Genomic DNA, 21771 nt, shown 5'->3' with positions numbered 1-21771 from the left:
CGCCGGTAGATCAGGGTCAGGTCAGGCAGGTCGAACCAAAGTTCAGCGGTTGCGGCGTACGACGACCACGGTCACGGCCCCGCCGATGAGCACGCAGGCTCCCAGACCGAGTGCGATCCAGGGAAGCGAGCCACCGCTCTTCTTCTCCTCGGCCTTCGCCGCCGGCTTGGACGCGGCAGCGTCGGGGGCCTTGGCCGTAGCCGATGTAGTCGTTGCGCGCAGACCCGTCGACGGGCTTGCCGGCGGTGTTCAACAGGACCCGCAGGACCTGGTTGTTGGTCCAGTCGGGGTGCGCGGACCAGAGGAGGGCGGCGGAGGCGGAGACGAGGCCGGCGGCGTCACTGGTACCGCTGGTGTTGCAGATCCCCGACTTGCCAGTGCAAGCCGAGACGATGTCCATGCCGGGTGCGGCCAGGTCCACCTGGGGACCGTGCTGGGACTCCTTGGTCGGCTCGCCCGTGGCATCCACTGCGCCGACTCCCACTACTCCCGGGGTCCCGGCGGGGTAGGCCAGCTCGTTGGTCGAAGCTCCGTAATTGCCAACAGCAGCGAAAATCAACTTGCCCTTGGACAAGGCGTACTTCACCGCTTCAGCCCTCGCCAGATCGTCCTCGGGCTTTCCGTCGATCCCCAGGGACATATTGATGATCTTGGCGTCGGAGTCTGCCGCGTGCCGAATTGCCGCAACCCACGTCGGTGTTGTTTTTTCGTTGTTGTCAACGAGGATGGGAAGAATCTTGACACCAGGGGCAAGCCCGTAGGCACCATCGCCACTCGGGTGTTTTCCCGTGCCGGCGATCAAGGCGGCCATGCCTGTGCCGTGACTGCCCTGGTCCGTAGGCCCGTCGCCGCCCCGCACCGTGAACCGCTTGCCAGGGACGAGCTGACCTTCCAGTTCGGGGATTTCCCTGACCCCATCGTCGATTACCGCGACGGTGATGCCCCTACCCGTAGTGATCTTCCAGATCTCGTCCGCCTTCATGGCGTCGAGATGCCATTGCTGCGATCGAATCGTGGCCGCGTGGGCCGGGGTCGCGGCGACCCCGGCCAGCAGGAGACCCACGAGGGCCGAGGTCGCCTTACGCATGCGCATCCCGTGCAACGTCCGTTCTACTTAGTCGATCACAGGCGGAACAACACGACGGTTACCCTGCCAGGTCTCTTCGTCCTCGACCAGGTAGTCGGCGCGCTCGCCCTGCTGGTCGTCCTGCCGCTTACCCGGAGTCTGCGTACGCGCACCCGCGTGCCCCATGGCACCCGGGCCCACGCCACCCACGCCGTTGCGCACGAGGCCTGAGCCGCCCTGCGTGAACGGCTGGCCGCCGGCGATCGGGCGAGCGGCCGTGCCGGGCTTTCCTCCGACGATGCCTCCCGGCTCCGAGGCAAGTCGGCGACCTGCCGCGAAGCCGTTCTGGCCGCCGTGGCCACCGCCGCCGCCGGGACCCATGCCGCCACCCATGCCCCGGCCGGCGTGAGTGCCTTCACCGATGACGTTGCCACGCGGAATGCCCGAGCTGGGGCCGGTGGACGTCACAGGCCGACCGCCCGTGATGCCGCTGTCACGTGGGGGCATTCCGACAGCCTTGCCGCCGGGAGGAGGAGTGCCGGGACCGCCCAGTGTCGGGTACGGACCGATACCGGGGCCGGTGAGGCGGGGCGGCTTCATACCGCCCACCGGCGGGAAACCCATGGGCGGGAGGACGGGTCCGGGGGTGGGGCTGACGGGGCCCGTGGGAAGCGGACCAGGCAGGGTCGTCACCGGAGGCACAGTCCGGTCCGGAAGCACCGCGACGCTGTCGAGGTCCACGTCCACCTCACGGTCCGGAACCGACGGAACGGACACCGACGGGACGGTGTTGTCCGGCTGAGGCGGACGCCCGGTCACCGATCCGGGATCACTCGAGGACGTACTGTGCGACGACCCCGTCGTCGTGTACGAGGGGCCTGTCGAGCCGCCCCCTCCGCCGGACTCGCTTCCAGCCCTCCCCACTTCGTTGGAGGTGCCGTAGTAACCATCCGGCACAAGCACATTCGGCGGCGGCGGGAACGTCGGGATCGTCGCCCTTTCCATCTGGGAGGACGTCTGGTCGTACGAATCGGAAAGCTTGACCATTGCGGTCACGGCCTGCCCGTGGTCTCCGTTCAGCTTCGACCAGGCCTCCTGGCCGAGCTTCACCGCGGCCTCGTTGCCGGCGTTTTCGCGGGCGGCCATGAGGTTCTGCGTGAGCTTCGACTCCGCTGCCGCGTCGTACTTGGGCATCTCCCCTTCGCCACCGCCGACGGGCTTGATCAGGCGCATGACCTGGGCCGTCTCCAGCAGGTTCTTGCCGCCAGTAGCGCTGTACTTGGCCAGCGTCAACGTGGCGCTGCCCGTCTGGTTCACCCAGTTCTGGAAGGCATCGGCTGCCACGCCCTCCCAGCCCTTGACCTTGTGGTCCTTGAGCTTCGCACCGATGTCCTCGATCACCTTGGCGGCATCGCTGAGCTGCCTTGCCCGCCGCTCGGCCGCCTCCGGATCGAGCGCAGCGATCATCGCGTAGAGCTGTGCGTGTGAGTAACCCTCAAACTGGCTCATCCGAAGTTACTGCCCTTCTTGGTCCCGTTCGGCTGCGGGGTGTTCGGCGTGGCCGGCTGTCCGGCGTCGGCCTTCTTCGCCGCGTACGGGTCGCGATCCTCGACGTACTGGTCATGGGCCTGCCTGGCAAGGAGGGCCATGCGCCGCTTCGTCTCCTCGTCCACCTCGCTGTAGCCGCCGTGCGCGGACTGGATGGCGATGCCCAGGGCCTCGATCTGCACCCCGAGCGCCTTCGACAGCTTCTCCAGCTCCGAGTGGACGGTGTTGTAAGCCTTGTAGAGCTTTTCAGCCGAGGTGAAGCCCGTGCCCAGGGCTCCCGCCGGCATCGTGCCGTCCGCCAGCTTCCCGTGGTGCGCCGGGGAGTCGTTGAGTGTCGTCAGAAGCCCGTCCACCAGCTTTTGATATTGCTTCAAGTCGTCGAACTGGACCCGCAGGGCCGCAGTGGCAGCGCCGTAAGCCGCCCCCGCGAGCGCGCCCATCGGACCCGCCAGCCCCAGCGCGAGGGCCGCTTGGACCGCGCCCGCCCCGTTGTCGTCTGCCACGTTGGCCTCCCCGTCTCCCCGTGGGCGTGGCGTTTCCGCCGCGCCCCGTCCCCGTTCGCACCCGTGTCCACGCGCACGTGCACACGTGTACCGATCACTCTAGCGACAGGCAACGACAGCCCCAAGTCCGGGGTTGCACGTGCAATGTGGGTCACACGGTCACGAGTTGGGCGCGGCCACCGCCGCCGATGGCCTGATCGGGAGCCTGTTGACCGGACGGCCCGTGGCCGCCCGTACCGCCGAGGCGATCGCCGCCGGGGTCGTGACCACCGGGACCGCGCTGGCCGCCTTGGCGCCGAACGGGGCCACCACGTCGCGTTCCTCGACCAGTTTGACGATGCGCACGGCCGGGGCGTCCAGCGAAGTCGGCAGTGCGTAGCCCGTCAGGTCGGGGTGGCGGACCAGGCCGGAGACCGTGCGGAGGTTCTCCGTCAGGGCCGCGCCGACGCCCTGCGTGACGCCCGCTTCGATACGGGCTTCCAGCTGGCGGGGGTTGAGGACGCGGCCGACGTCCTGGGCGACGGCGAGTTCCACGACCCGTACCGAGCCGAGTTCGATGTCCACGTCCACCACCGCGCGGATCGCGCAGAAGGCGAGGCCCACGAAGGCGTCGCCCTGGCCGTCCGCGTCCAGGGGTTCCGTCGGGTGCGGACGGCACTGGGCCGTCGCCCAGAGTTCCTTGCCCTCCATCGCCTCCGTGACGCTCATCGAGAAGGCGCCGTCGTACGACGTGATCCGGCCGTCCGCGATCTGCAGGAGCTCCGTCGACATGCCCAGCTTGTGGGCCATGGGCTGCAGGAGTTGGGTGCGGACCATCTTGGCCGCGCGCTCCACCGCGCCGCCCGACACCCACGTGTGGCGGCCGTGCGCCGCCGGGCCGGCCGGCGGCTGGTCGGTGTCCACGGGGGCGACCGCCACCTCGTCGACGCCCAGCACCTCCTGGACGATCTGGCGGGCCAGCGTGCCGAAGCCCTGGCCGGTGTCGACCGCCGCGCAGATGACCGTGGCCACGCCGTTGACGACCTTGACGGTGGCCGTCGAGACCTCGTCCGTACCCTCCGCGCCGAGCATGTGCACCATGCCGACGCCGTAGCCGACGCCGCGGCGCACCGCGCCCGGCTCGCCGGCGCCCTCCGGGCCGCCCGGCAGCAGCCACTCGTCCTCCGGGGTGTCCTTCGGGAGGCCGGGGAGCTCGAAGTCGCGGACCGCGCGCAGCAGTTCCGCCACCGGGGCCGGGCAGGTCACCGTCTGGCCGGTGGGGAGGAGGTCTCCCGTCGCCAGGACGTTGCGCATGCGCAGTTCCGCGCCGTCCATGCCGAGCGCGGCCGCGAGCTTGTCCATCTGGCCCTCGTACGCGGCGCACACCTGCATGGCGCCCTCGCCGCGGACGTGGCCGGAGGGGGGGTTGTTGGTGCGGACCGCCCAGCCTTCCACGAAGGCGTGCGGGACGACGTACGGGCCGCAGGCGAAGGCCACCGCCGCCGCCAGGGATTCCGCGGAGGCGTCGGCGTACGCGCCCGCGTCCATCAGGATCTGCGCCTCGACCTTGACCAGGCGGCCCTCCGCGTCCGCGTGGTGGCGGTAGCGCAGCAGGGTCGGGTGGCGGTGGGTGTGGCCGAGGAAGGACTCCTCGCGGGTGGCGGCCAGTTTCACGGGGCAGCCCGTGCGCAGGGCGAGCAGTCCGAGCGGGAGCTGGAACGCGGCGTCCTCGCGGTCCGCCGTGGCGCCCGGCACGCCGGTGACGACCACCCGTACGCGGTCCGGTTCCAGCCCGAAGCAGGCGGCGGCCAGCGCGCGGTCGCTGTGCGGGTCGGTGGAGGCGGTGTAGAGCTCCACGCCGCCGTCGGGCCGCGGCACGGCCAGTCCGGCCTCGGCGCCGATGGGGGCGGGGTCCTGACGGCCGATCCGGTACAGGCCCTCGACGACCACGTCCCCGGTCACCTCCGGGTCGCCGTAGCGCAGCGGGATGTGCCGGATCAGGTTGCCGTCGGGGTGCAGGGCGGGCGCGCCGAACGACTGCTCGGGGTCGGTCACCGGGTCGAGGAGCTCGTACTCGACGGCGATCGCGGCCGCGGCGAGCCGCGCGGTGTCCGGGTGGTCGGCGGCGACGGCGGCGATGGGCTCGCCGTGGTGGCGTACGACGTCGTGCGCGAACACGGGCCGGTCGGCGATGCGACGGCCGTGCGTGGTGGCGCCGGGGACGTCGGCGTGGGTGACGACGGCGCGCACGCCGGGCATCTCGGCGGCGGCCGTGGTGTCGATGGACAGGATCCGGGCGTGGGCGTGCGGGGAGCGCAGCACGGCGGCCCACAGGAGGCCCTCGGCCCACAGGTCGGCGGCGTACGGGAAGGTGCCCTCGGTCTTGGCGCGGGCGTCGGCGGCGGGCACGGAGGCGCCGATGCCGCGCGGCACCTGCTGCTCCGAGGCCTCCGCCGACGGGGCGGCCAGGGCCGTCACCGTGGTGTTCACCGTTGTCGTCGCGGTCGCCGCGTCCTGCCCGCTCACGCCGTGCCTCCGTGGTGGATACCGCCCTCGCCGGGCGCTGCCTGGTGCGGGATGCGCGCTTCCGGAGCGTGGCCCGCTGCCGGAGCCTGGCCCTGGGCCTCGCCCTGGGCCGTGGGATCCGCGGCGGCCGCCTCGCGCTCGGCCACGACCTCGCGCACGGCGTCGACGACCCCCGCGTACCCGGAGCAGCGGCAGAGGTTGCCGCACAGCGCCTGACGGGTCTCCAGCTCGCTGGGGGCGTGGTTGCCCTCCAGCAGGTCGTGGATGGTCATGGCCATGCCGGGCACGCAGAACCCGCACTGCACCGCGCCCGACCTGCACAACGCCTGCTGCACGTCCGAGAGTTCCCCGTTGGTCGCGAGCCCCTCGACGGTGCGCACCTCGCTGCCGGCGGCCGTCGCGGCCGGGACCAGGCAGGAGGCGACCAGCCGGCCGTCGACCTGCACGGCGCAGGCGCCGCACTCGCCCTGCGAGCAGCCGTCCTTGGCGCCGGCGAGGCCGAGGCGCTCGCGCAGCACGTAGAGCAGGGACTCGCCGATCCAGGCGCCGGTGACGGGCCGGTCGGCGCCGTTGACGCGCAGCACGTACGAGGCCTGCGGGTGTTCGTGATGGGCGACGGCCTCGTCGGCCGTTCCTTCTTCGTACGTCGGCACCTCGGCCGGGATCCCCCGGCCGGTCCCCGCGTCCGGGAGTGCCACGCCGCTGTCGGCGGTGTCCGCACCCGGCGTGTGGTCGGCCGGCGTCTCCGCCGCGGCCGGCTCCTCGAGCGAAGCGGCGTCGGCAGCCGCGGTGCCGGGCTCCGGCAGGCCGGTCTCCGCCCCGGGCACGGCGTCGTGCGCCACGGCCTCGTGCGCCACGGCCTCGACCTCGGCCTCGATCTCGGGTTCCGGCGCCGGCCCGGGCTCCGGCGCCGCATGGCCGAAGGCCGCGAAGCCGTGCCCGTCGGTGCCCCCGGGCTGCGCCGGCTCGGCGGGCTGTGGGGGCTCGGACGGCTGCCCGGGCTCGGCGCCCGCCGGCGCCTCGGCCCGCACTCCGCCGAAGAGGTCCAGGCCGCCGGAGGCCACCGGCTGCGCGGCCGCGTCCTCGGTGGCGCCGCCCGGCTCCGGCGCTTCGCCGAAGGCGGTGAAACCGCGCCCGTCGGTGCCCGCGTGCCGCGTCGGCCCGACGTGCCCGGCGTACGCGCCGTGACCGGTGTGCCCGGCGTGCCCGGCGTGCCCGGTGTACTCGCCGTGCTCGCCCGGCTCCACGTGGGCCGCGTGCCCGGTGTGCTCGCCGTGCTCGCCCGGCTCCACGTGGGCCGCGTGCCCGGTGTGCTCGCCGTGCTCGCCCGGCTCCACGTGGGCCGCGTGCCCGGCGTACCCGAGGTGTTCCTGTGCCATGTGCTCGCCGTGCCCGGCCCGGCCCGCGTACCCGGCCGGCTCCGCGTGGTCCGTGTGGTCGGCGGTCCGGGAGCCCTCGGCCTGCTCCGCCGCCGGGCCGTGGGCGGCGTCGATGTCGTGCGGGGCGGGGTGCACCGGCTCGCCCTCCGGGAGCGGGGTGCCCACGCCCGGGCCGCCCAGCACGCGCGGCCCGCGCCCGGCGGCGCCCACTCCGGGCCCGCCGAGCAGCCGCCCGGCGCCGTGCGCCGTCGCGGTCGCGGCGGCGGCCGAAGCCGCGGCGGCCTCGTCCGTGCCCGGCAGGACGCCCGGCAGCACGCCCGCGTCCAGGCTCCCGTCCAGGTGCCCGTCCGGGTCCCCGGCCGGCTGCTGCGTCAGGTACGCCCACGGCGCCGGGGCGCCGCCCGGCAGCGTCGCCGGGGCCTGGCTCCAGTCGGCGTCCAGCCCGCCCTGGCGGAAGTCACCCTGCTGTCCGGGGAATTCGGAGAACTCGGGTACGGCCCACTGGCCGGTCGCCGAGGCCGCGGTCTCGGGCTCCTGCGCCGCCTGCGGGAACCGCCACTCCCCCGTCGCGCCCGGGTCCGCCGGCTGCTCCGGCTCCGCCTCGGCGAAGGCGGCGGCGACCGACGCCGGGATCGGGATCGACGCGGGAATCGGCCCGCCCACCGACCCGGACCCGGACCCCGGACCCGACCCGGCCGCGGGCGCCGACCCGGCCGGAGCCGAACCTCCCGCCTCCGGCCACTGCACCGGGATCGTCCACGTGCCCGTGGCCGCCGGATCGGTGGTGGCCGAGCCGAGCGGCACGATCATCGGCGGCGGCACGTACCCGTGCCCGGGTGCCGCGAGGGGCTCCCCGGTGCCGAGCGCGTCCAGCATGTCCTGCGGCAGTTTCACGAAGGCCGTGGCGTCCGAGTCGTACTCGCCGCCCTGCGGGACCGGTTCCCAGCCCCAGCCCGCCGTGCCGTTCCCCTGGGTCACGTTCGCGTTCTCGTTCTCGTTCTCACTCATGAGGTCAGTGCCCTCCCCAGGGCCCTGCGTGCCAGCACGGCCACCGTCCGCCGCAGATGCAGTACACCGGGAGCCACCGGCTCCCCCTGGTCGGGCACACAGGCGGCCGCGACGTATTCGCCGAAGGCCTCCAGGGCCTCGGGGGCCAGGCTCCGCTCGCCGTCCCAGTCGATCAGCGAGGCCACCCACTGCTCGGCCTCCAGCGGCCGCAGCGGCATCGGGGCCACCGCACCGATCGCGCAGCGCACACCCCGGCGCGCGGGATCCAGTACGAGACCCACGGACGCCACCGCACGCCCGGGCCCGGTACGCCCCGTGGCCTTCAGGAACACCTGCGGCGCGTGCAGCAGCGGCACCCGGACGAAACCGATCAGCTCGCCCGGCCGCAGCATCTCGCGGCCGGCCAGCAGGTACGACACCGAGATCTCCCGCTGCCCGCCCGGGCCGACGATGACGAGGACGGCCTCCAGCGCGGCCAGCACGGGCAGTGCGTCACCCGTGGGCGCGGCTGTGGCGATGTTCCCGCCGAGGGTGCCCGCGTTGCGGATCTGCGGCGGCCCGGCGGCGCGCGCGGCGGCGGCCAGCGCGGGGATCAGAGCGGCGAAATCCGGCCGTCCCATCCGCGCGTGGGTGAGGCCCGCACCGAGCAGCGCGTGGCCGTCCTGGTACTGCCAGCCCCGGATCTCGTTGATCCGGCCCAGGCCCACCAGAGCGGCGGGCCGCAGCAGCCCGGCGTTGACGGCGGCCATGAGGTCGGTGCCGCCCGCGACGGGCACGGCCGCGGGCATGGCGGTGAGCGCCGCCACGGCCTCGTCGAGCGAGGCCGGCAGTGTCACGGACTGCGCCGCCCGGGGCCCCGGGGGGCCCTGAGGTGAATCCGGTGCGTGCAGTGCGTGCGGTGCGTGCGTGGTCAACCCAGCTGCCCCTTCCCGATGTCCCGGTCCCGGCGCTCACGCCTGTCCGCCGTACGGTACGTGCTCACCGCCGGGACGTGGCAACTCTGGCACATCTTCCGGGCCGCCCGGCGCGAGGGTCCACCCGGTGCCCCGCCGCTGTGCGACCCCCTGCGCGCCCCCGCGCGCGGCTCCCGCACGCCCCGCGCCCCGCGCCGGCCCGGGCCCGGGCCCGGCCGGTGCCCGACGCCCCGTACGCCCGCCGTGCCGCCTTCGCCGGAGCTCCTCCCCGAACGTCCGGTTTTCCCCGTATAGCGGGAAATCCAGCCAGAGTTCCGGACCCGTTCCCTTTCCGTTCAGGTCCGCCGCTCCGCGCCCGTGTCACACGTTCGGGGGCACGCCCTCGATCGGGCGTCCCTGCACCCCGGGCCGCCGCTGCCACGGCAAGGGCCCGCCCGGTGGCCGGTAACCGACCCCGAGCACGTCCAGCCGCGCGTAGTGCGCCGTCATCCGCGCCTCGAAGTCCGGGTAGTCCCGCTCCTCCGGCTCCGGCAGCCGCGACCACACCACCTCCGCGAAGGCGGCCAGCCGCGGGAACGCCTGGTAGTCGACGCGGTCCTGGTTCTCCATCACCTCGGTCCACACGTTGGCCTGCGCGCCCAGCACGTGCGCGGCCGCCTCCGGCGACAGCTTCGGCGGCACCGGTTCGAAGCGGTACACGTCCTCCAGCGAGCGCACGTACCCGATGGGCATCGGCTCGTCCGGGCCGCCCGCCTGACGGTGGTCCAGGTACACCTGCTGCTCGGGGCACATGACCACGTCGTGCCCGGCCTCGGCGGCGGCGATGCCGCCCGCGTAGCCGCGCCACGAGGACACGGCCGCCCCCGGCGCGAGCCCGCCCTCCAGGATCTCGTCCCACCCGATCAGCCGCCGCCCGCGCTGCGCGAGCCAGCCGTCGAAGTGCCGGACGAACCAGGACTGCAGGCCGTCCTCCCCGTCCACCCCCAGCTCGCGGATCCGCTCCTGCGCGGTGCCGGAGGCCTTCCACTGCGCCTTCGGGCACTCGTCGCCGCCCACGTGCACGAAGGGCGAGACCTCCGCCGGGAACAGCTCCAGCAGCTCCTCGAAGACCCCCTCGTAGAACCGCAGCACGGCCTCGGTCGGCGCGAGCACGTTCTCGCTGATCCCCCAGTCGTCCCACACCCGCAGCGCCGCCGTGTCGACCACGTCGGTGTTGCCGAGCTCCGGGTACGCGGCGATCGCGGCCTGCGAATGCCCCGGCACGTCGACCTCCGGGACCACCCGCACGTGCCGCTCGGCGGCGTACGCGACGATCTCGCGGAGGTCGTCCTGCGTGTAGAAGCCGCCGTGCGGGGTCTCGTTCCACAGCGGCGAGGCCCGGTGCCCCCACCGGCTGCGCGCCCGCCACCCGCCGACCTCGGTGAGGCGCGGGTACCGCTTGATCTCGACCCGCCAGCCCTGGTCGTCCGTCAGGTGCAGGTGCAGCACGTTGAGCTTGTGGGCGGCGAGCAGGTCGACGTACCGCAGCACCCCGTCCTTGGGCGTGAAGTGCCGGGCCACGTCGAGCATCATCCCGCGCCACCCGAACCGCGGGCCGTCCACGACCGTTCCGTGCGGCAGGCTCCACGCCCGGCCCGGCCCGACCGGCGGCGCCTTCCGGTAGGCGTCGGGCCCCAGCAGCTGACGCAGCGTCTGGGCGGCCCAGAACAGCCCGGTGGCCGTCGCGCCCGTCAGCTCTGCGCCGTCGGGGCCGATGTCGATGCGGTACGCCTCCGGCCCGGCGTCCCCGACGCCCTCGGGGTCGACGCGCAGCCGCAGCTCGGCGCTCCGGCCGGCCCCGGCGGCGGGGAGCTCCCAGCCGGTGGCCGCCCCGAGCTCCCGCCGCAGCCACCGCGCGACCGTCCCGGCCCCCGGCCCGGCGTCGAGGAGCGGCTCGGGCCCGAAGGCGAAGCGGCGCCCGTCCGGGTGGAGGTCGGCGACCCGGGGTGCGGGAATGAGGTCCGTGCGGAGCAGGTCCATGCGTCGGCCCTTCGCGTCAGCGTGTTGCGCCCTGCGCAACGCACGTTCCGCAGAGCGCTCGTGGCGCCGACCCTAACGCGCCCCACGGGCGCGGCAAAGGCCCCCGGACGCGCTGTGACGCACCGGGGGCCTCGGTCCCGCGAAAGCCCGCGAAAGCCCGCGAAAGCCCGCGAAAGCCCGCGAAAGAGAGAGGAAGAGGGGTCGGACTACTGGTCCTTCCCGCCCTTGTCCTTGTCCCCGCCGGGGCCCATGGACTCGTAGATCTCCTTGCACATGGGGCAGACCGGGTACTTCTTCGGGTCCCGGCCCGGTACCCAGACCTTGCCGCAGAGCGCGACGACGGGGGTGCCGTCGAGCGCGCTCGCCATGATCTTGTCCTTCTGGACGTAGTGGGCGAAGCGCTCGTGGTCGCCGTCACCGTGCGACACCTGCGGCGTCGGCTCTACGAGGGTCCCCGTGCCAGTCCCGCGCTCGGGCTCAAGAGTGCTCATGCAACCAGGGTACTTAACCCCGCGCCCGTCAGTTGAGCGACGGGTCGTCCGGATAGGTGGCGACCATCGCGAGTTCGCTGCGCTGGCGGCGCAGCACCGCCCGCCACAGCTGTTCGGGGTCGGGGAAGGACACGTCACCGGGCTCCGACTCCACGACCCACCAGGCGCCGTCGCCGAGCTCGTCCTCCAGCTGGCCCGGGCCCCAGCCGGAGTACCCGGCGAAGATCCGCAGGCCGCCGAGGGCCGCGGCCAGCAGCTCCGGCGGCGCCTCCAGGTCGACGAGCCCGATGGCCCCGTGCACCCGGCGCCAGCCGAGCGGCCCCTCCTCGCCCGGGATGACCGCCAGCCCGAGGGCCGAGTCCAGCGCCACGGGCCCGCCCTGGAAGACCACGCCGGGGGCGCCGGCCAGGGGCGCCCACGCGAGCAGGACGTCGCCGACGCCGACGGGCGTGGGCCGGTTGAGGACAACGCCGAGGGAGCCCTGCTCGTCGTGGTCGAGCAGCAGCACCACCGCGCGGTCGAAGTTCGGGTCCGCGAGGGCGGGGGTGGCCACGAGCAGCCGCCCTGTGAGGGAGGACACCTCGGTCATGCCGCCATGATCCCGCACATTCGCGCTTTGCGGAGCCCCGGCGGAGAGATCGGATCGTACGCAGCTCAGGGCGCACCGCGGCAGTGAGGAGCGCGCACGGACGGAGCAGCCGGAACGCCACGCTCCGCCATATGGTGGATACGCAGGGTGTTGTGCCGAATTCATGACAGTCCTACGGCCACGTCGGCCTTACGAACAAGGGGGTTGTGGCCCTTACCCTTTTCCCTGGCCCCCCTGCCCACCCCACTTCGGAACGCGAGATTCATGACCGTCACCGACGATGTCCTGCTTGTCCACGGCGGCACCCCGCTTGAGGGCGAGATCCGTGTCCGCGGCGCGAAGAACCTCGTGCCCAAGGCCATGGTCGCCGCTCTGCTCGGCAGCGAACCCAGCCGGCTGCGCAACGTTCCCGACATCCGTGACGTCCGTGTCGTACGCGGGCTGCTCCAGCTGCACGGGGTGACGGTCCGCCCCGGCGAGGAGCCGGGCGAGCTGGTGCTCGACCCCACCCACGTCGAGAGCGCCAACGTCGCCGACATCGACGCGCACGCGGGTTCGTCGCGCATCCCGATCCTGTTCTGCGGCCCCCTGCTGCACCGTCTCGGCCACGCCTTCATCCCGGGCCTCGGCGGCTGCGACATCGGCGGCCGGCCGATCGACTTCCACTTCGACGTGCTCCGCCAGTTCGGCGCGACCATCGAGAAGCGCGAAGGCGGCCAGTACCTGGAAGCCCCGCAGCGCCTGCGCGGCTGCAAGATCCGCCTCCCCTACCCGTCCGTCGGCTCGACCGAGCAGGTGCTGCTGACGGCCGTCCTGGCCGAGGGCGTCACCGAGCTCAGCAACGCCGCGGTCGAGCCGGAGATCGAGGACCTCATCTGCGTCCTGCAGAAGATGGGCGCGATCATCTCCGTCGACACCGACCGGACCATCCGCATCACGGGTGTCGACCGGCTCGGCGGCTACAACCACAAGGCCCTGCCGGACCGTCTGGAGGCCGCGTCCTGGGCTTCCGCGGCCCTGGCCACCGGCGGCAACATCTACGTGCGCGGCGCCCAGCAGCGTTCGATGATGACCTTCCTGAACACCTTCCGCCGGGTCGGCGGGGCGTTCGAGATCGACGACGACGGCATCCGCTTCTGGCACCCGGGCGGCCCGCTCAACGCCATCGCGCTGGAGACGGACGTCCACCCCGGTTTCCAGACCGACTGGCAGCAGCCGCTCGTCGTGGCCCTCACGCAGGCGTCCGGCCTGTCGATCGTCCACGAGACGGTCTACGAGTCCCGGCTCGGCTTCACCTCGGCGCTCAACCAGATGGGTGCTCACATCCAGCTGTACCGCGAGTGCCTGGGCGGCTCGGCCTGCCGCTTCGGCCAGCGCAACTTCCTGCACTCGGCGGTCGTCTCCGGCCCGACCAAGCTGCAGGGCGCCGACCTGGTCATCCCCGACCTGCGCGGCGGGTTCTCGTACCTCATCGCGGCGCTGGCCGCCGAGGGCACCTCGCGCGTGCACGGCATCGACCTGATCAACCGCGGCTACGAGAACTTCATGGAGAAGCTCGTGGAGCTCGGCGCGAAGGTCGAACTGCCCGGCGGCGACCTCGTCTGAGCCGTACCGCGCGCCTCGCGCACGCAGCAAGCCCCCCGGGCCCCGCACAGGGCCCGGGGGGCTTTCTCGTGTCCGCCGCGGCCGGGCGGGGCATGCCGCCGGCATACCGGGGCCCCGCCACGGGCCCTGACGGGCCCTCACAGGGCCTGCCGGGCCACCCCGGACCACCCGGGCCGGGCCGGGTCCGGCGCGGCTCCCCCGGGCCCGGCGTCCCGTCCGCGCGCGTCCGTGCCCGTCCGTCCGATTCCGCCCCCGTCCGTCCGACCCCGTCCGACCCGTCCGTCCGGCCCCGTCCGACCCGTCCGTCCGGCCCGGTTCGGCCCCGTCGGGCCAGCCTCGTCCGGCCCCGGCGAGCCAGCCTCGTCCGGCTCCGTCGGGCCCGGTCCGGCCGGCCCCGGACAGACCGAAGGGCGGCCACCCCGCCCGGGGGTGACCGCCCATCGCCGTCCTGCGTACTACTGCCGTTCCAAAAGCCTGTGGGGCCCTCGGCGCCGGGGCAGGACTTACTTGCCCTTGGCGGCTTCCTTGAGCTTGGAGCCCGCGGAGACCTTCACGCTGTAGCCGGCCGGGATCTGGATGGGGTCGCCGGTCTGCGGGTTGCGCGCGGTGCGAGCGGCACGGTGGGTGCGCTCGAAGGTCAGGAAGCCGGGGATGGTGACCTTCTCGTCGCCCTTGGCGACAATCTCGCCGACGGTCTCGGCGAGCGCGGCCAGAACGGCGTCGGCGTCCTTGCGGGTCACCTCGGCGCGCTCGGACAGAGCGGCCACCAGCTCACTGCGGTTCATGTTGTACTCCCGTGTTCAACTTGCCTTAGAGGCGTGAGATCGAAGCCGATGCTGCCAGGGCCCTAGGACAGTCCCCGGACCCGGGTCTGAACGTCAGACCCTCTCGCCCGGTTACGCATCCTGCCCCCACCAGCGGCGGGAAAGCCAATCCGGCACCCGTCGGGGTCACACGAAAAGCGCCACAGTCACGCCGCGGTGACGCTCCGTCCATGCCTTCGCTCGCACGCCGCTGCGGACCGCGGACCCCGCGGGCATCCCCGCAACCCTAGAGGCGGCCCACCGGGCCCGCATCTCGCGACGCGCCGGTGGCGGCCCGCCGTGAGGGCTCTCACAGCGGGCCTCAGGAGCCCGACGCCGCCTTGCGGACGGCGCCCGCGACCGCGCCGGCGACCTTGTCGTTGAAGACGGACGGGATGATGTAGTTCGCGTTCAGCTCGTCCTCGCCGACGACGTCCGCGAGCGCGCTCGCGGCGGCCAGCATCATCTCCGTGTTCACGGTGCGGGACTGGGCGTCCAGCAGGCCGCGGAAGACGCCCGGGAAGACCAGCACGTTGTTGATCTGGTTCGGGAAGTCGGAGCGCCCGGTGGCGACGACGGCGGCGGTCTGGCGGGCGACGGCCGGGTCCACCTCGGGGTCCGGGTTCGCGAGCGCGAACACGATGGCGCCTTCCGCCATGGCGGCGACGTCCTCGCCGGACAGCACGTTCGGGGCCGAGACGCCGATGAAGACGTCGGCGCCGACCACGGCCTCCTTCAGAGTGCCCGTGTAGCCCTCGGGGTTGGTGTTGTCGGCGATCCAGCGCAGCGGGGAGTCGGGGGCCGCGTCGACGAGGTCGGGGCGGTCCGCGTGCACGACGCCGTGGATGTCGGCGCTCACCGCGTTCTTGACGCCCGCCGCGAGGAGCAGCTTGAGGATGGCCGTGCCGGCCGCGCCGGCGCCCGACATGACGACCTTGACGTCGCCAACTGCCTTGCCCACCACGCGCAGTGCGTTGGTGAGGGCGGCGAGCACCACGATGGCGGTGCCGTGCTGGTCGTCGTGGAAGACGGGGATGTCGAGGGCCTCGCGCAGCCGGGCCTCGATCTCGAAGCAGCGCGGCGCGGAGATGTCCTCCAGGTTGATGCCCGCGAAGCCGGGGGCGATGGCCTTGACGATCTCGACGATTTTGTCGGTGTCCTGGGTGTCGAGGCAGATCGGCCAGGCGTCGATGCCGGCGAAGCGCTTGAAGAGGGCCGCCTTGCCCTCCATGACGGGCAGCGCGGCCATCGGGCCGATGTTGCCCAGGCCCAGCACGGCGGAGCCGTCCGTCACGACTGCGACGGAGTTGCGCTTGATGGTGAGGCGGCGCGCGTCCTCGGGGTTCTCGGCGATCGCCATGCACACGCGGGCCACGCCCGGGGTGTAGATCATGGAGAGGTCGTCGCGGTTGCGGATGGGGTGCTTGGACGCCATCTCGATCTTGCCGCCGAGGTGCATCAGGAAGGTTCGGTCGGAGACCTTGCCGAGGCTGACGCCCTCGATCCCGCGCAGTTTCTCGACGATCTCGTCCGCGTGGGCGGTGGAGGTCGCGGCGATGGTGACGTCGATCCGGAGCTTCTCGTGGCCGGATGCGGTCACGTCGAGGCCGGTGACCGAACCGCCGGAGGACTCCACGGCGGTGGTGAGCTGGGAGACCGCGGTTCCGCTCGCGGGCACTTCCAGGCGGACCGTCATCGAATACGAGACGCTGGGCGCCGTTGCCATGACCGTGTTTCCTCTTCTGTCCCTGGTTTGCTTGACACAGGGCCCCGCGCTGCACCGGCCGAGAACATGGCAGGTTCGGCAGGGGACCTGTTGTCCGATCGTCCCACCTACCAGCCAGTACAAGGTAACCAGCTACAAATTTCGGAAAGACTCTTCCACCATACGAGATAGCAGGGGTGTTCGGAATGGTGGGTCCATACAAAACAGGTCCGCGCCCTCCACTGGTGGAGGGCGCGGACCTGGTGATTCGTACGTCTATGACACCGACCCGCCATGCTCGCCTCGCGGCAAGTGGTCGCTCTAAGCGACGAAGGTTGGGCCCGGGGGCTTGGATCGAGTCGGTGCCGTACCCAGGCTAACAAAGGATCGCCGAATGTGATCCCCCTGCTCGCAGTCGGTTCGCGCCACCACGCTCCTGGCCGCGGACCATACGGATGTACGAGGCCCTGAGCAGGGCCGGAGCCACGCCGTGAACCGCCCCCGCGGGGCGGCCCCCTACGGCAGCAGCAGCTCCGGCACCCCGTCCGCGTCCGGCTTGTCCCGGTCGGCCGAGACCACCGTCAGCTGCTGCGTCGCACGCGTCAGCGCCACGTACAGCACGCGCAGGCCCGCCGGGGACTCGTCCGCGATCTCCGCCGGGGAGACGACCACCGTGGCGTCGTACTCCAGGCCCTTGGCCTCCAGGCTGCCGAGCGCCACCGCCCGCGCGCCCAGGTCGGCGAGCCAGCCCGCGGCCTCCGCCCGCCGGTCCATGGCCACGACCACGCCGACGGTGCCGTCCACCTGCTCCAGCAGCCGCCGGGTCTCCTCGCGGACCGCGGCCCCCAGATCGCCCTGCGCGGCCGTGAACCGGGGCTGCAGGCCGGTGGAGCGCACCGCCGACGGCGGCTCCATGCCGGGCATCGCCAGCCGCAGCACGCGGGAGGCCACCTCGGCGACCTCCGCGGGGTTGCGGTAGTTGACCGTCAGCGTGAACCGGCGGCGCGGCCGGCTGCCCAGCGCCTCGTCGCGGGCCGCGGCCGCCTCCTCCGGATCGGTCCAGGAGGACTGCGCCGGGTCGCCGACCACCGTCCAGGTGCCCATCCGGCCCCGGCGGCCGACCATCCGCCACTGCATCGGCGTCAGGTCCTGCGCCTCGTCCACGATGACGTGCGCGTACTCGGTGCGCTCCGCCGCGAGCCGCTCGGCCCGCTCCCACTGGGTCTCCTCGCGGACCGGCATCAGCTCCTCCAGCCCGCTGAGCTGGTCGAGCGGGTCCATCTCCCGCCTCCGCTTCGGCCGCGCCGGGGCGCCGAGCAGCTGCTGGAGCTCGTCGAGGAGCGCCACGTCGTGGACCGACAGGGGACCCTTGCCGTCCGGGCCCACCCGGCGCAGCGAACGGGCCAGCTGACGGGTCTCGCGCGGGTTCAGGTCCCGGCGCGACCAGCGGCCGAGGTGGCGCTCGTCGGCGAGCGCGGCGAGCACCGCGCGCGGGGTCAGCTCGGGCCACCAGGCGTTCAGGAAGCCGATGAAGGCGTCCTCGGTGGAGATGTCCTCGTCGAAGGCGGAGCGCAGCTCGGCGGCCAGCTCCGGGTCGCTGTGCCGGCCGGCGCCGCCCGACTTCGCGTACAGGGCGTCGAGCAGCAGCTTGCGGGCGCGCGGGCGCAGCAGGTTGACCGGGGCGGTGCCGCTGAGCACGTTCTGCCGGATCCGGTTCAGCTCGTCGGCCTCCAGCTCCTGGCGGCGGCCGAAGGCCACCACGCGCAGCCGGTCGGGGGCGCCGCCGAGTTCGAGTGCGCCCCGCACGGCCTTGCGGAGCACCTTCAGCATCCGGGAGGAGCCCTTGATGCGGGCCACGGCCGGGGAGTCGTAAGTGGTGGCCTCCGCGCCGTCGACGAGGGAGCCGAGCGCGCGGATGGCGACCTGGCCCTCCTCGCCGAGGGAGGGCAGCACGCCCTCGGTGTACGCGACGAGCAGCGGGGTCGGCGAGACGATCAGGATGCCGCCGGAGTAGCGGCGCCGGTCCTGGTAGAGCAGGTAGGCGGCGCGGTGCAGGGCGACGGCGGTCTTGCCGGTGCCCGGTCCGCCCGCGACCTCGGCGACGGAGGCGGCGGGAGCCCGGATGACCAGGTCCTGCTCGGCCTGGATGGACGAGACGATGTCGCGCATCGAGTGCGTACGGGCCCGCCCGAGAGCGGCCATCAGGGCGCCGTCGCCGATGGCGGGGAGCTCCCGGCCGTCGAGGAAGGCGGTGACCTCGGGGCGCATCAGGTCGTCCTCGACGCCCAGCACCTTGCGGCCCTTGGAGCGGATGACGCGGCGGCGCACGACGCGGCCGGGGTCCTTCGGCGTGGAGCGGTAGAACGGCGCGGCGGCCGGTGCACGCCAGTCGATGACCAGCGGCGAGTAGTCGGAGTCCAGGACTCCGATGCGGCCGATGTGCAGGGTCTCGGCGACGTCGGCCGTGAGGTCCCCGCGGATCGCGTCGTCGGCGGGCTCGACGGAGGTGTACGCGCCGTCCGGGCCGCGCTCCCCGTCCTTGCCGAGCACCAGGTCGATGCGGCCGAAGAGGAAGTCCTCGAACTCGTTGTTGAGCCGGTTCAGGTGGATGCCCGCCCGGAAGACCTGCGCATCGCGCTCGGCGAGTGCGCCGGGCGTCCCGACTTGGCCGCGCTGGGCGGCGTCGTTCATGAGGAACTCCGCCTCGTGGATCTTCTCCTCAAGGCGTCGGTACACCTGGTCGAGATGCGTCTGCTCGACCGCGATCTCCCGATCGCGGACGGAATCCGCCGTGCTGTCGACAGCGGCATTCTGCGCGGCCACCAAGGCCCCCTTCTGACGTGCATGGGCGACCGTCAACCGTACGCGAACCGGCGGCCTGTCCGCACGCCCGTTCCGGAACCGGTCTCGCTGGGTGGTACGCCCGCTACCGGGATCCGGACGCCAGGGCCCGGCGGCGGTGCCGGGCGACGCGCTCGCGGTTGCCGCACAGCTCGCTGGAGCACCAGCGGCGCCGGTGGCCGCGGGAGGTGTCCAGGTAGACGCGGGTGCAGCCGTCGCCCTCGCAGGCCCGCAGCAGCGCCAGGTCGCCGGGGTCGGTCAGCAGCTCCACGGCGTCCCGGGCGACGGCGGCGAGCAGCGCGCCGCATTCCACGCCGCCGCACAACTCCCGGACCAGGTGGCCCTCTTGGTCCCGAACGGCACACAGGCCCGGGGGTGGTCCGGCGGCCAGCGCGTTGACCCGGGCGAGGGCGTTCGCCGTGCTCGCGGACGGGGCCGCGCCGCCGGCGAGCTCCGCCCGTACGAGGGTTTCCACGTCGCCGCGCAGGGCCCGGAAGGCCGCCGCCCAGTCGGGCCCCACCCGGGCCAGCGGTGTCCGGTCGGGCACCAGCCCGGCCCCGGCGAGCCACACCCGCAGCTCGTCACCGTCCGGGATCCCCTCGTGCGGGGTGAAGGTGGCCACCAGGTCCAGACAGACGCGCCCGGAATCGAACCGCATGCCGTCAGCCTCCCGTCGTGGGGTGCCGTACCAGATTGCCCGCCCGCCGCCTGCGGGGGAACCCCCCGAACCGGTACCTCCGGTGGCAGGGGCCGCGCAAATCCAGCCCCGCCGGCGTTTGAGGCGCGGGGTCTGGGGCGGAGCCCCAGCAGCGGCGCGGGCGCCGGACCGCTTCGTTCCGGGTGCGGCGCCGTTGCGGGGGCGCTGCCCCCGAACCCCCGCTCCTCAAACGCCGGAGGGGCTGAAAGGGCCAGGCCGCCGGAGGGGCTGAAATGGCCAGGCCGCGGAGGGGTGAAATGCCGGGGCGCTGAAAGGGCGCGCCTCACGGCGCAGGGGCAGGCGGCAGCGCGCCCCGCCTAAGGGGCCGGCGGGTCGTCGTGCAGCAGGCGCTGGAAGAGGCGGTGGTCGCGCCAGGCGCCGTTGATGTGGAGGTAGCGCGGGGCCAGGCCGTAGAACTCGAAGCCCGCCTTCGCCAGCACGCGCTGCGACGCGAGGTTGTCGACCAGGGTCCCGGCTTCCACCCGGTGCAGGCCGAGCTCGTCGCGGGCGACCCGGCAGACCTCCTCCAGCCCCGCGGTCGCCAGCCCCTTGCCGTGCCAGACGGGGTCGATCCAGTAGCCCACGCCGCCGCTGCACAGCGGCCCGTGGGCGATGGAGCCGAGGTTGATCGCGCCGATGGGCGCGCCCGTGGCCGTCTCCACGAACACGTACGGGACGATCCGCCCCGCGTCCCGCTCGGCGAGCATCCCCTCGATGCGCTCCCGCTGCCCCTGCTCCGTGTAGTAGGCCTCCGTCCGGACCGGCTCCACGTGCGCCATGAACGCCCGGTTCCGGGTGAACGCCTCCGCCAGCCCGGCGGCGTCGCCGAGCTCGACGCCCCTCATCTCCACGCCGTCAATGATCATCCCGGCACGCTAGCCGAGGACCCCCCTGGCCGTCACCGCGTCGAGCGGGAGCTCCCCGTACTTGGCCTCGCCGCCCGCGTCCAGCGACAGCCGGTACCCCCGCTTGACCACGGTCTGGATCAGGTGCGGCGCGCCGAGCGCCGCCCGCAGCCGGGCCATCGCCGTCTCCACGGCGTGCTCGTCGCGGCCCGCACCCGGCAGCACCCGCAGCAGTTCCGCGCGGGCCACCACCCAGCCCGGCCGTCGGGCCAGGGCCCGCAGCAGGGCCATCCCGGCCGGCGGCACCGGCCGCAGCTCCGCGTCCAGCAGGACGGCGTGGCCGCGGATCTCCATGCGGTGCCCGGCCACCGGCAGCACCCGGGCCCGGCCCGGCAGTTCCTGGCAGAGCAGCTGCACCAGCGGGCCCAGCCGGAAGCGTTCCGGCTGCACGGTGGCCACCCCCTGCGCCTGCAGCGGCAGCGCCGTCACCGGCCCGACGCACGCGGACACCAGCGGGCCGCGCAGCGCGTCCAGCACGGCCTCCCGTACGCCCCGCTCCTCGGCCCGGGACAGCAGGGAGGCCGCGGCCGGCGCCGAGGTGAAGCTGACGGCGTCCACCCCGCCGCCGACGATCGCGTCGAGCAGCCGGTCCAGCGGCCCGAGGTCCTCCGGCGCCATCCAGCGGTACACGGGCACCACGACCACGTCGGCGCCGCCGGCCCGCAGCGCCTCGACGAAGCCGGGCAGCGGCTCCCCGTGCAGCTGGAGAGCGATCCGGCGGCCCGCCACCCCGGCCGTGAGCAGCCGTTCCAGTACCTCGGCGAGCGATTCCGACTCCGGGGACCAGGTCTCGACGAGCCCGGCGGCCCGGATGGCGCCCTTCACCTTCGGCCCCCGCGCGAGCAGTTCGGTGGCCCGCAGCCGCTCCAGCAGTTGCTCGCCGATCCCCCACCCGTCGGCCGCCTCGATCCATCCCCGGAAGCCGATGGCGGTGGTGGCCACGACGACGTCCGGTGCGCAGCCGATGAGTTCCTTGGTGGCGGCGAGCAGTTCGCTGTCGTCGGCGAGGGGAACGATCCGCAGCGCCGGCGCGTGCAGCACCGCCGCTCCGCGCCGCCGCAGCAGCGCGATGAGTTCGTCCGCCCGCCGGGCAGCGGTGACCCCGACCGTGAAGCCCGCGAGCGGGCCGGTGTTCGTGTCGGTGTTCGTGTGGTCCATCGTGACCTGCCTACTGACGCATGGGGGCGGGGCGG

The 21771-nt window shown here is 73.5% G+C and carries 16 protein-coding genes; 1 reads left to right on the top strand and 15 read right to left on the bottom strand.

The genetic code is table 11. The features are described from left to right. Positions 1 to 16: 16 nt before the first annotated feature. The 9 genes from IF88_RS41145 to IF88_RS0131260 all read right to left on the bottom strand — a co-directional run bounded on the left by IF88_RS41145 (position 17) and on the right by IF88_RS0131260 (position 12022). Entirely contained in the window at positions 17 to 1093 is a 1077-nt protein-coding gene (locus tag IF88_RS41145) for a S8 family serine peptidase (RefSeq protein WP_051837886.1), read from the bottom strand. Between the two features lie 21 nt (positions 1094 to 1114). Beyond that, complete coding sequence (locus tag IF88_RS45850; protein ID WP_158754694.1) at positions 1115 to 2575, bottom strand: WXG100 family type VII secretion target; 1461 nt, start codon at positions 2573 to 2575, stop codon at positions 1115 to 1117. Continuing rightward, positions 2572 to 3117 carry a hypothetical protein gene (locus IF88_RS41140; RefSeq protein ID WP_234323762.1) on the bottom strand — a complete coding sequence of 182 codons (546 nt, stop codon included), beginning with the start codon at positions 3115 to 3117 and terminating at the stop codon, positions 2572 to 2574. Before IF88_RS41140 ends, IF88_RS45850 begins: the two co-directional genes overlap by 4 nt. A gap of 159 nt (positions 3118 to 3276) precedes the next feature. Continuing rightward, the gene (locus IF88_RS0131285; RefSeq protein WP_199808161.1) at positions 3277 to 5574 is read right to left on the bottom strand and encodes a xanthine dehydrogenase family protein molybdopterin-binding subunit; all 2298 of its coding nucleotides are present in this window, start codon (positions 5572 to 5574) and stop codon (positions 3277 to 3279) included. 44 nt (positions 5575 to 5618) lie between these two features. Beyond that, positions 5619 to 8009 carry a 2Fe-2S iron-sulfur cluster-binding protein gene (locus IF88_RS0131280; protein ID WP_051837883.1) on the bottom strand — a complete coding sequence of 797 codons (2391 nt, stop codon included), beginning with the start codon at positions 8007 to 8009 and terminating at the stop codon, positions 5619 to 5621. Beyond that, a complete protein-coding gene (locus IF88_RS0131275; protein ID WP_420711014.1) occupies positions 8006 to 8923 on the bottom strand; it encodes an FAD binding domain-containing protein in 918 nt (305 codons plus the stop codon). The genes IF88_RS0131280 and IF88_RS0131275 overlap by 4 nt, the downstream gene beginning before the upstream one ends. A 360-nt stretch (positions 8924 to 9283) precedes the next feature. Then, a complete protein-coding gene (locus IF88_RS0131270; protein ID WP_030720011.1) occupies positions 9284 to 10942 on the bottom strand; it encodes a beta-N-acetylhexosaminidase in 1659 nt (552 codons plus the stop codon). 206 nt (positions 10943 to 11148) lie between these two features. Further along, complete coding sequence (locus IF88_RS0131265) at positions 11149 to 11433, bottom strand: DUF3039 domain-containing protein (RefSeq protein ID WP_063754862.1); 285 nt, start codon at positions 11431 to 11433, stop codon at positions 11149 to 11151. 28 nt (positions 11434 to 11461) lie between these two features. Then, positions 11462 to 12022, bottom strand: coding sequence for a YqgE/AlgH family protein (locus IF88_RS0131260; protein ID WP_030720004.1), 561 nt, complete (start codon positions 12020 to 12022; stop codon positions 11462 to 11464). Positions 12023 to 12286: 264 nt separating this feature from the next. On the opposite strand from IF88_RS0131260, the gene murA reads away from it, so the two are divergent. Beyond that, the gene (gene murA, locus IF88_RS0131255; protein ID WP_030720001.1) at positions 12287 to 13627 is read left to right on the top strand and encodes a UDP-N-acetylglucosamine 1-carboxyvinyltransferase; all 1341 of its coding nucleotides are present in this window, start codon (positions 12287 to 12289) and stop codon (positions 13625 to 13627) included. Between the two features lie 503 nt (positions 13628 to 14130). On the opposite strand, the gene IF88_RS0131250 is transcribed toward murA, so the two are convergent. From IF88_RS0131250 to IF88_RS0131225, 6 genes are all read right to left on the bottom strand, one after another. Continuing rightward, positions 14131 to 14412, bottom strand: coding sequence for an HU family DNA-binding protein (locus IF88_RS0131250; RefSeq protein ID WP_007264399.1), 282 nt, complete (start codon positions 14410 to 14412; stop codon positions 14131 to 14133). Positions 14413 to 14752: 340 nt separating this feature from the next. Continuing rightward, a complete protein-coding gene (locus tag IF88_RS0131245) occupies positions 14753 to 16156 on the bottom strand; it encodes an NAD-dependent malic enzyme (RefSeq protein ID WP_030719998.1) in 1404 nt (467 codons plus the stop codon). Between the two features lie 495 nt (positions 16157 to 16651). Continuing rightward, positions 16652 to 18958 (bottom strand): HelD family protein, encoded by a 2307-nt coding sequence (locus tag IF88_RS0131240; protein WP_030719995.1) that lies wholly within the window; start codon positions 18956 to 18958, stop codon positions 16652 to 16654. Between the two features lie 103 nt (positions 18959 to 19061). Next, positions 19062 to 19634, bottom strand: coding sequence for a CGNR zinc finger domain-containing protein (locus IF88_RS0131235; protein WP_030719992.1), 573 nt, complete (start codon positions 19632 to 19634; stop codon positions 19062 to 19064). A 356-nt stretch (positions 19635 to 19990) separates the two neighbouring features. Further along, positions 19991 to 20539, bottom strand: a complete 549-nt coding sequence (locus tag IF88_RS0131230) for a GNAT family N-acetyltransferase (protein ID WP_030719989.1) — start codon at positions 20537 to 20539, stop codon at positions 19991 to 19993. Positions 20540 to 20548: 9 nt separating this feature from the next. Continuing rightward, positions 20549 to 21736 carry a uroporphyrinogen-III synthase gene (locus IF88_RS0131225; protein WP_037807688.1) on the bottom strand — a complete coding sequence of 396 codons (1188 nt, stop codon included), beginning with the start codon at positions 21734 to 21736 and terminating at the stop codon, positions 20549 to 20551. Positions 21737 to 21771: the final 35 nt, after the last annotated feature.

This window comes from Streptomyces sp. NRRL F-2580, from assembly GCF_000720115.1.
Taxonomy (GTDB): domain Bacteria; phylum Actinomycetota; class Actinomycetes; order Streptomycetales; family Streptomycetaceae; genus Streptomyces.
This window is presented reverse-complemented; position numbering and strand designations above follow the sequence as displayed.